The 8,285-nt window shown below is 59.8% G+C and carries 4 protein-coding genes and 2 pseudogenes; 3 read left to right on the top strand and 3 right to left on the bottom strand.

The window, feature by feature from the left end; genetic code table 11:
- Positions 1-121, top strand: a 121-nt coding sequence (locus CFR72_RS18405) for a transposase domain-containing protein (protein ID WP_146220762.1), incomplete at its 5' end; no start/stop codon positions are given.
- Here CFR72_RS18405 and CFR72_RS15710 read toward each other — a convergent pair.
- The 3 genes and pseudogenes from CFR72_RS15710 to CFR72_RS18185 all read right to left on the bottom strand — a co-directional run.
- Positions 117-497 (bottom strand): annotated as a pseudogene (locus tag CFR72_RS15710) (transposase); the annotation flags it as partial. The gene CFR72_RS18405 and the pseudogene CFR72_RS15710 sit on opposite strands and share 5 nt — an antisense overlap.
- Positions 498-827: 330 nt before the next feature.
- Complete coding sequence (locus CFR72_RS15705; protein ID WP_244182343.1) at positions 828-3,476, bottom strand: tetratricopeptide repeat protein; 2,649 nt, start codon at positions 3,474-3,476, stop codon at positions 828-830.
- A 63-nt stretch (positions 3,477-3,539) separates the two neighbouring features.
- Positions 3,540-4,799, bottom strand: a complete 1,260-nt coding sequence (locus tag CFR72_RS18185; protein WP_244182342.1) for a tetratricopeptide repeat protein — start codon at positions 4,797-4,799, stop codon at positions 3,540-3,542.
- 364 nt (positions 4,800-5,163) lie between these two features.
- Between CFR72_RS18185 and CFR72_RS15700 the strand changes: the two genes are divergently transcribed.
- The gene (locus CFR72_RS15700; RefSeq protein WP_110914719.1) at positions 5,164-7,242 is read left to right on the top strand and encodes a ParB/RepB/Spo0J family partition protein; all 2,079 of its coding nucleotides are present in this window, start codon (positions 5,164-5,166) and stop codon (positions 7,240-7,242) included.
- Between the two features lie 138 nt (positions 7,243-7,380).
- Positions 7,381-8,048, top strand: a pseudogene (locus CFR72_RS15695) (DUF932 domain-containing protein); the annotation flags it as partial.
- Positions 8,049-8,285: the final 237 nt, after the last annotated feature.

The raw sequence follows: 8,285 nt of genomic DNA, 5'->3' as shown, positions 1-8,285 counted from the left end.
CCATGCATGGCTCGCTGATGTCCTGGCACGGATCAATGACATCCCCAATCCACGCCTCCATGAACTCCTGCCCTGGCACTGGAAAGCCCACCAGCAGGTCCACAATACCATCGCCGCCTGAATACGCCCGCGTCTCTCGCCGGATGATTACCCTCGATCGCCATACGGTTGCTGCGCCGGAACGTCGCGATCGTGTCATGGTCTGGATGCAGGTTCGCCGCCACAAAGCGCATGCCGATGTCACGACACGTCGCCCGTTCGATCCGACGCGATGAGAATACGCCGTTCGCATAGGCGTAAACCAGTAGCGCCAGCATCAGGCGCGGATGATACTGCGCCTTGCCGCCAGTCCGCACAGGCACGGAAAATGCCCCCAGCGGCACCCGCTCTACTGCCGCCACGATGAAATGCGCCACATCGTCCGCCGGCAGCCATGATTTCAGATCCGGCGGCAGAAGATACGGCTGCGATCGATCAAACGGGATGAAGCTGCTCATCCTGAAAGCTTACCGCAGATCGCCAGAGGCAGGTACCCCAACCCGACAGCCTGCTAGACATTGCATCTGCGAATGTCTGTTTTGCTCATAATGTCACCGACAACAGACCTTCCGTACACCCCCCCGAACTGCCTGTCCGCTCAAGGAACGTGAAGCGGACAGGCGGCAGACGCCTTCATAGCCGACACCTACGGGGGGTATGACAGTCTGCCGAAAGCCAACATTGTTGTGCGAACCGCCAAGGAGCGTGTTGGAGCCATTCGAGACAGGCAGCTCCCGGATCATGAATAGGGGATACCTGCCGTTCCCAATGAGAGCGAAGCATTCGTCCTAATCTCGACCGATTTTCTTGGGACGGGATACTTTTGCTCTCTTTGTCCGGCGCCGCGGTTCGACAGATGCGATGACACGCTCCTGTGATCGAATTTCAGCCAGATCGTAAAAATGGCCTTTGATCCAGTCTGCCAGATAATCTCGCGTCTGTTGGCCAAGATGATCGCCGACGCGGGCACGCTTCGCAAGTTCGGCATCGATAATGTGAAGGACCAATTTCCAGTCGCCGGGTCGCGACCGCACCAGTTGTGCCAACAAACTGCCGATGACGCGACTTTGCTGCCATGACGGCAGATTCAGCTTCCATACTCCTCTCATGGTATCGATCGAGACGGCGATGTGCGAAGGCATATGAGCATTGCGTCCACCGATGAACTGGATAGCCGCGTTAAACAATGCAAAGGCTCGCGGATCGTCTAGTGCGAGCATCTGGAGTAGTGTCTGGGCGTCGAGGCTGAGATGTTCGTGACGCATTGCCCCAAGCATGCCAACGCCGACCAGATATTGGTCGCGTGTGATCTGGCCATCTCTTGCAAATACGTTCAGAACCACTTGGAGCCAGGCCCCGCCCTTGACGCCCTGACTTGCTGCACATTGGCGGAAGTTCAGATCTTCCGAGAGGATGATGACGTCCTCGGCTCGCGCGAGGGTGATGGGATCGAATATTTCCTTCGATCCAAGATTGTCGAGGAGCTTGTCCAGCCGAACATCAAGTGACCCATCGACCGGCAGGATCTCACAGCAGGCCTCAAGGTCCTCGATGACTGCATTCACCCATTTCAGCCGCTTCTCCGTATCCTCGGGGCTATGGACCTGCCGATATGCCTGTTCGCCATCGAAGTCTATGGTCATGAATTCGCGGCCACGAGCACTCTCGAATTTCGCCCGCAACTCGATCATTTCGTCCATGGTCGAGCGCGCGATGCATAGTCTTCCGAAATAGTCCTTTGCAGTCTGCAGATGTCCAAGTTCGCATAGTTGCCAGACGGTCAGTGTGTCGAGAGCAACACCCTTGCCGCGCGCTTGGCGCACGAACATCGTGGCTGCTTTGTCCTCCTCAACCGCACCGATACAGGTGCGGAGATTGGTTCCGGTTCGCGTCAGATGTCCGGCCAGTTGAAGGACCGACTGATTAGAGAGCGCCGCAATCGCCGCTAGCGGAAAAGGATGAGACATGTAAGTCGCGACGACCACGTCGTTCCTGTCCTGAAGGGCGCGAACCATATCGAGGAGCGGTTGTACGTCGCCTTCCTTCATGCTCATCTCGAACAACGATCGCGCAGCTGGGAACCGGGCCGCGTGCGTCGCCATGATATCGTGGAGCAGCCAGATATATTTGTGCTTGAGCTTTCTTATCCTGTAACGCCTCGAAACGCCTATTTTCGCCGGGATTTCGATTACTTCGTTGACAGATTTTCCCGTCAGCGCGATTGCCAAGGGATGGTTCAGCGCAAACCGGTCAATCCCGACAATATCTTCATCGTCGATGATGCCGGTGACGTCCCTGGCGCCATCCAACCCTTCAAGATCGAACCAGAAGCCAGTTTGTGCTGGACCAGCCTGACCGATCGGAGAAGGCAGGGCCTCGTTCATGAGGATGAGCGAGGGATAGGAAGATACGACACTTTCATCGTGGCGATTGGTTGCGGCCATCCTGTAGGCGAGTTTTAGCGCCCGCGTGGTTTCACCCGCGCGGCGATGCCGATGAGCAAGCCGCATGAGATCGTCGGGAGAGCCGTTCACCGCATCGTCGTCGACGCCTGCAATCAATTCCCGAGCTTCGTCTTCCTGATTGGCGCGCATCAGCGTGCTCGACAGCAGGAGAACTGCGCGCAGGTCGGTCGGCGCCGCAGAAATCGCCGAGCGGAGGTAGCGCTCTGCGGCTTTGAGATTGCCCCGCTTGTACTCAGCCATGCCGGCCAGCCGTGCATAGCATGGAAGAGCGATCACCTCTGGGGAAAGCGACTGATAGAAGGGCGATGTCCTCGCCTGCGTCGGCGCGTTTGCGAAGGCGTGGGCAAGCCAAGCCAGAGGCTCTGACGGCTGGTCCAGACCAACAAACCCATCGAGTGCACCAATGATATCTTCCCATGCTTGGCGAAACAGCGAGAGTTGGGCGAACATCACCCTGTCCGAATAGCTTGTCGCTGGCGTGATGAGCAATCGCGTTTTCTCGGCCATCGCTGCGAGCTCTTCGGGTCTCGCCATCCGATAAATGTCCGCAACGGCGATATGGGCTGCGACACCCAGTGGCCAGCGTGCGAGGAGTTGCTCGACATCCTCGTCAAGGTTTGCGCCCGTCTTACCGGCATGCCGTGCGCGGAAGACCAACACGTCGAAAAGCTGACGCGAGGAAATCGGCAGTTTTTCGCGACGCTCGTTGGTCGCCTCCTCGATGACCCCCGCCCATTCGTGAAGGTTGGAAAGTGCTACAAGCAGTGGAATTACCGCATTGTCGGAAAGGGAAGCGCTGCGGAGGAACCGCTTGGCCTCGGCAAATTCTTCGAGATCGATAGCCACACATGCCGCTGTCAGCGCAGCATCTGGATCCTTGGTCCCAGTCGCCAGAACCTGATCTGCAATGCGTTTCGCCTGGTCGAGATCCCCCAGGACCCGGTAGGCGGTGATGAGATTATACCCAACCATGCACCAACTGGGCTCAGCTGCATGCTCAAAGTGACGAACCTCCTTCCAGTGGCGCTGCAGCAGTTACGTGCCTTCGCGAAGCTTTGTCCGTCGATCGTCCGGAACACGACCGAGGCGTTCGACGACGTCGCCGGAAAGAGCTTCGTCGACCAGAGCATCACCGGCCATCCGGATAGAATTGCCATCCTGAGGGAAGCGTTCGAGCGTTTCGGCAGCTAGGGCCCACCAACTGTCCGGGGCACCTTTCTCGCGAAGGTAGTTGATGCGGTGGATGCGAACATTATGGTCATCCAGAAGTTCCGGCGGAACGATCGCCATGGGGTCTCGCTCGACACTGTCCATCGCCGCCACCTGGAAGGCGAGCCCGGAAGCGCCCGCATTACCAGCATCCTCGGCGAGTATGTCCTCCGCGAGCCTCCATGCACCCGCCAAATCCCCCCGGATGGCGAGTGAGAGGATCCTATTCGCTCGCGTGCGTGGATCTGTCGGATTGAGGGCATAAGCTTCATCGAGAAGAGGGGCGGCATCGATTTCGTCGCCGAGCTTCATCCGGGCGATGGCGATATTGACCTTGACGCGCGCGCGGATCGAGACTGCACTCTTCTCGTCGAGGGTATTATCGAGCTTCTGGAGCAATTCCAGCGCGGTGCGCGGCTTTCCCGCGTTCAGCATGTCGCGATATAGGTCGATCTGTGCATCTAGATGCTGATCGAAGACGCTGCGGACCGTATCGATCGGCCCGATCGTAATCGTCTCGCGGACCACCTCCAGATGTTGCAGTATCTGGTTATTCTGAGCGCGGATATCCGCCTGTCCCGACAGCGTCTCGCTTCCGAGCTCAAGCAGGCGATTAGTCGACGCGCTGTAATCAGGATCGAAGGCCGCAAGCGCCTTCGGGTCGTTTCGGATTTTTTCCTGAAGGGTGTCCCAGCCCCAGATTTGAATATCGACCGTGCGGCCAAGCTTCGCATGGTCTTGGGTCAACTCGATCGCAAGGAAGTCGTGAGCAGGCTCGTCAGTCGCGGTGGTGACGATATAGAATTCCGTCAGTGCCGGTTTGATACCCATCGCTTGGTCGACCTCCTTGCGGATCGTCGCTTCGGTGAGCTTGGCGCCACGGGTGATTAGTTTGCACTGGATACCGACTGGCTGGCCTGAATCGCGGTCGCGCCTGCCAATCAGATCGAGGCCAAACTGCTTCTTGCCTCGCGTACCCAAGAGCTTGACGTTTGGGTCATGGAGAAGCCCTGCGAAAAGCGGAACACAGTTGCTCTCGAACACCTTGTCGTCGGTCGGGATGTTGATGATCGTCGAGGAAGCCACGCGTTGGTTTTTTCCGTTACCCTACAGAGAAAATTTGGTAACTATCCGCTATTCCCAAGCCGAATAGCCGGACGCCAGCTTACGCTGAAAGCGACCGTTCCTACAACCGCGCCTTTTCCGCTGAATGGACTAAGTTCGCTTGATCGTCGTCATGTAAATTAGCGCTGCGCATGGCTACTTTCGGCCATCCTCTCCCAATAAGCAACATTCCGCTCTCCCCCATTGCCGACATTTTTTCTGCCGGGAAAGAGGAGAGCGTGCTGGCTTGGGTGCAGCCGTCAGAGTCAGAGGGCTGCGCGGATTTTCGTGACGGGTTGAGAGGATGGGAGAGAGTCTCCTGTCCGCCTGTCATGGAGTTTTCGCCATGGCGACCGCTATTTCCAAAATCACCCTGAGTTCCTCCCGTGACATCCCGTTCAACCGACTGGTGCTGTCCCAGTCCAATGTGCGGCGTGTGAAGTCAGGCCTGTCGATCGAGGAACTGGCCCACGACATCGAACGTCGTGGGCTGCTCCAGAGCCTGAACGTCCGGCCCGTCCTTGACGGCGAAGGGGCCGAGACCGGTACCTATGAAGTTCCGGCCGGTGGGCGTCGTTTCCGCGCCCTCGAACTGCTGGTTAAGCAGAAGAAGCTGGCAAAGACGGCCTCGGTACCGTGCGTGGTGCGCGAGGCCGGATCGGCCATTCTCGCCGAGGACGACTCCCTGGCCGAGAACGTGCAGCGCGTGGCCCTGCACCCGCTGGATCAGTTTCGTGCCTTCCGTGACATGCTGGAAAAAGGCATGTCTGAAGAGGAAATCGCCGCAGCGTTCTTTGTCGCACCGGCCGTGGTTAAACAGCGTTTGCGGCTGATGACCGTTTCCGACACGCTGCTGGATATCTATGAGCAGGATGGCATGAAGCTGGAGCAGTTGATGGCCTTTTCCATCAGCGATGACCACGCCCGCCAGGAACAGGTCTGGGACATCGTGTCCCAGAGCCATAACCGTGAACCCTATGTCATTCGCCGCATGCTGACGGAGAAGACCGTGCGGGCTTCGGATGCCCGTGCCCGTTTCGTCGGGCTGGAGGCCTATATCGTAGCGGGTGGCCACGTCATGCGCGACCTGTTCGAGGCCGATGACGGCGGCTGGCTGCAGGATCCGGCTATTATGGACCGGCTGGTCATGGAAAAATTGCATGCAGCCGCAGAGGATATCCGCGCCGAGGGCTGGAAATGGGTCGAGACGGCCCTATCTTTCCCATGGGGCCACACACGGCAATTCGCGGAAATCGACGGCACGGAAGTGCCGCTGACCGATGAAGAGACAGCCCGTCTCGAAGCCCTGCGCGTCGAGCAGGAAACCATCGAGGCCGAATATGCCCAGGCCGACGAATATCCGGACGAGGTCGATGCGCGGCTGGGCGAGATCGAACAGGCCATTCTTGCCCTCGAAGAACGGCCTCTGGCGTTCGATCCCGCTGACATGACGCGGGCCGGGGCCTTCGTCAGCCTTGCCAGCGATGGCACGCTGCAGGTGGAGCGCGGTTTCGTGCTACCCGAGGACATGCCGAGTGAGCCGGAAGCGACCGATAATGCGGGCAACGCCGATCAATACGATCGCCCTGCATATGATGGGCAGGACCACGATAGCACAGGCCAAGGCTATCATGAGGGAGAGGGCGACGGCATCGCTCCCGACGTCGAGCCCGAGGAAGAAGACGGGATCAAACCACTGCCTGACCGGCTTCTCACCGAACTGACGGCCTGGCGCACGCTGGCGCTGCGGGACGCCTTTGCCGGCAACCCGCACATCGCCCTGACGGAACTGCTGCACACCTTGGTGCGCGATGTTTACTGGCAGACATCAGGCGCGGATTGCCTGGAAGCCTATGTCCGGGAAATCTCCCTACCGGTCCATTCGCCCGACATGCCCGGCAGCCTTCCTGCCCACGCGCTGCGCCAGCGCAATGAGGGCTGGAAGCACGACCTGCCGGATGACGAGGATGCGCTGTGGCGCTGGATCGACGGGCTGGACGATGCCAGCCGTATGGCGCTGCTGGCCCATTGCCTGTCTTTTGGGGTCAATGCGCTCTACGAGCGCATGCCCGCCTATGGTGCGGTGTCCCAGCGCAGCGTGACCGAGCGCCTTAAACGGGCCGATCGACTGGCGTCAGCCCTCAGCCTCGATCTTGTCGAGGCGGGCTGGCAGCCTACCGTCGAGAACTATCTCGGCCGGGTGACCAAGGCGCGCATCCTGCAGGCCGTGCGGGACGCACGTGGCGACGAGGCGGCAGAGCGCATCGCCCACCTGAAGAAGCCCGACATGGCGCGCGAGGCAGAGCGGTTGCTGGAAGGTTCGGGCTGGCTGCCCGAGGCGTTGCAGACCGTAGGGCTGGCCGATCAGGCACAGGTTGAAACAGTGACGCCATGCGAGGATATGGAGGCCATCGCTGCCGAATAGCGCAATGGGTTTTTGGAATAGTGAGACAGCGGCTTCCGGCGCCCGGAAGCCGCTTTTTTCATGTCCGGTGCCCCGGAAAGAGGGAGAGGGCGGCTTCGCCTTGGGTGCCGAATAACCGGCATCAGAGGAGAGTTTTCCATGACCACAACCACCATCCTGCCCCCTGCGTCCCGTGGCGCCGCGTCTGGCGGCTTCAGGATCGATCCCTCCCGTGGCGAGCGCAATGCTCGCGTATCGTCCGAATGGTTCTCGCGACCCGATGACGAGCGCTACCTGTCCTTGTTCGACCTGCACGCCGCCACACTGGCGCGGGCGGATCGGGCCACGGCCCGCACGGTGGAAAGCCGTGCCATCCGCGTGGAGGCCTCGCGCGACAATGCCGAGCGCCTGACCCTGAGCGTACCGGGGCAGAATGACCCGATTGCCCCCACCCACTGGTCCTTCGGTCAGATGTGCAGTCTGGTAGGGGCACCCTCGTCGTACCTGCGCAATCTCCCCGCGCCTCTGGCGGCGATCAATCTGCAGCACGGGCTGCTGGCGCACCGCACCGAACTGGTGAAAACGCTGGAGACTGAAGACGGCCGTGTCGAACTGCGTGCCGTAACCGGTCCCGATTACGGCCGCATTGGGACCATGAGTTGGTCGGCGCGGTGCGCAAGATCGCCGGTGACGGAACGGGTGACACCAACTGGAAGGTACCGGGCGTCATCGACTGGGCCACCATGACCCACAACCCCTATGTCGACATCACCAGGGAAACCACCACGCTGTATGCATCAGACAGGGACGTGTTCCTGTTCCTGGTGCGCCGTATCGGCGCGTTTCACTGAGTGTAATCAACAGATTACTTGGATTGCTGGAGATTCCAATGCTCACCCGACTTACCTTGGCTGGTAACAGCTGCAACCGGGGAAACCCGGCGGGGGACCATAGCATGTCGGGAGTAAGGCTCGGGGCCGTCCAGGCAGGGACAGTCGGGTGGAGCAATCCACCGCTCCTGCGGAAGACCTTACCGTGTCAGGGCAAGACGTGCATGGTGAATG

The sequence above is a fragment of the Gluconacetobacter entanii genome (assembly GCF_003206495.1).
GTDB classification, from domain to species: Bacteria; Pseudomonadota; Alphaproteobacteria; order Acetobacterales; family Acetobacteraceae; genus Novacetimonas; species Novacetimonas entanii.
The sequence above is the reverse complement of the archived record's forward strand: the minus strand, read 5'-3'. Positions and strand labels throughout refer to the sequence as shown.